We start from the raw sequence: 1894 nt of genomic DNA, 5'->3' as shown, positions 1-1894 counted from the left end.
CCAAAATGACTAAACACCGCCGTCGAGCTCGATTCGCTAGCGTTTAGTAGGCGTTCAAAGAACCCTCTCGCGAATACGGTTCCTGCTGCAATGAGCGCGATAGAAATGCCAGTGCCTAGTCCCATCGCCAAGGTGGCGACGATCCCAAATCCATAGGCATTGACTAAATAGGCATAGGTCAAAACGATTAGTGCGCCAGAGCAAGGACGGAGCCCCATCGAGAACACGAGCGTTAGGTTCTGTAGCCAGGTGCTGTCGTCTTTGACTTCAATGGCATGGTTGCAGCCACAACATACATTATGTGCATAATGTTCATGGTGAGAATGATGTTCGTGCTCATGATGGTCGTGTTGGTGAGCGTGGGAGTGATGATCATGTGGATGGGCATGGTCATGATGCTCATGGTGCGAGTGTGCACTTGAATTTGAGATGCTCACTACTTTGCGTAATTTATTACCTGACTTCAGTAAAATATACAGACCCAAAGACATCACCAAGGCATAGCCTACTTGTGTAAGTTGTTCTCCCATCGTTTGCACTTCACCAAAGGTAAACTGGAGCATCTGGCCAATTACACTGACAAGAATAATCGCAACGATTGATTGCAGTAGTGCTGCGGCAAATGACAAAGCCGCGCCTTTCTTAACGCTCGCCCCTTGGGTACCAACGTAAGTCATGATCACAGCTTTGCCATGTCCTGGGCCAATGGCGTGAAAGACGCCATAAGCAAAGCTAAGGCTGATTAAGGCTAAGCCGTAAGTTTCAGGATGTTGCGCTACATTGGACATATGCTCTGATAACATACTGTGCAGCTCTTTCTGTTGGCTAGTGATGTAAATCATCCAGTCTGTCCAATTCAGCGTGGCCCAATAAATGCCGCCAGCAATGAGGCAAAGAAAGATTGCAGCTAGAAGCTTTGAGGGAGTTAAATGCATTGAATAACAGCTCTTTCAGCAAATTGATCGCCAAGCCCATCTGTGTCGCGACGTGACTGATCCAAGCTATTGGCGTAGGCGATGGTTTCTTCGGTAGGATTTGGAATCACGAGATCTTTACCGCACTCTAAGTTCAGTCCACCGACAATCGAGATATCGTCAACGGATTTGTGGTTCATCGCAATGTAATAGGTTGGATCGTACACAGACCAGACGACTTTTTTACCATCTAAATTAATGGGATTCTCGAAACGAATCGTAAAGTCGAGCGTCATAAAACTTACCGGTGGTTGAGGCTCAATACGCAGCGACGCTTGATTCGCTCTTGGTATATCGATGTTGTTTCCATCAACAATTAGGTTTGAGAAATAGTTGTGGCGAGCAAGGTTTTTGCGCATGTCTTCGGCCATCAGCTTTAGGCCGACAGTCTCGTCGTCATAAGCGTTTTTTAAACTTGCAGAGGTGATCATGGAGTAGATGGCATCGAACTCCCATGACTGTTGAATTTCGATTAAACGGTTGTCGGCATCCACTAAGAATTGTGTTTTTATACTGATCCAGTTGTGCGGGTGCGCGAGCGCGACAGTGCTACTCAGCGAACTAAGTAAGGCAAATACAAAGGCGCGTATCGAGAATGCTTTTAATCGGGTCTTATTATATTTTTGGACTAATTGCATTGTATCGTGACTCGTTCAGAAAATAGTTGTCCCAGACCATCACTATCTCGCTGCGTTTGATCAAGGCTAGCGGCATAGTCTATGTCTTCTTGTGTTGGCGAGGGCAGTTTAAATTGCTTCGCGCAACGCGTTTTCTCATTCGCAATCACATTGACTGCATCGGCTGAATGGTGATTCATCGCGACATAGTACGTCGGATCGAATACCGACCATGTGATTGCTTTTCCTGCTAATTTTACGGGAGTATCAAACGCAAAGATTTGCTTGAGTTTGAGTTTTCCT

At 46.1% G+C, this 1894-nt stretch carries 3 protein-coding genes; all 3 read right to left on the bottom strand.

Features of this window, described 5'->3' with window-relative positions:
• A partial coding sequence (locus A3738_RS13255) for a nickel/cobalt transporter (protein WP_197473844.1) occupies positions 1–935 on the bottom strand: 935 nt, incomplete at its 3' end.
• On the bottom strand, positions 926–1612 hold the full coding sequence (locus tag A3738_RS13250; RefSeq protein WP_068501814.1) for a DUF1007 family protein: 687 nt from the start codon (positions 1610–1612) through the stop codon (positions 926–928). The genes A3738_RS13250 and A3738_RS13255, both read right to left, overlap by 10 nt.
• Positions 1603–1894: DUF1007 family protein (locus A3738_RS13245; RefSeq protein ID WP_156504243.1), on the bottom strand; the 292-nt coding region annotated here is incomplete at its 5' end. The genes A3738_RS13245 and A3738_RS13250, both read right to left, overlap by 10 nt.

It is taken from the genome of Oleiphilus sp. HI0066 (assembly GCF_001635725.1).
This window is presented reverse-complemented; position numbering and strand designations above follow the sequence as displayed.

Coding starts and splice junctions, on each gene's coding strand:
- A3738_RS13250 (WP_068501814.1), bottom strand. CDS start 1,612: ATGCAATTAGTCCAAAAATATAATAAGACCCGATTAAAAGCATTCTCG.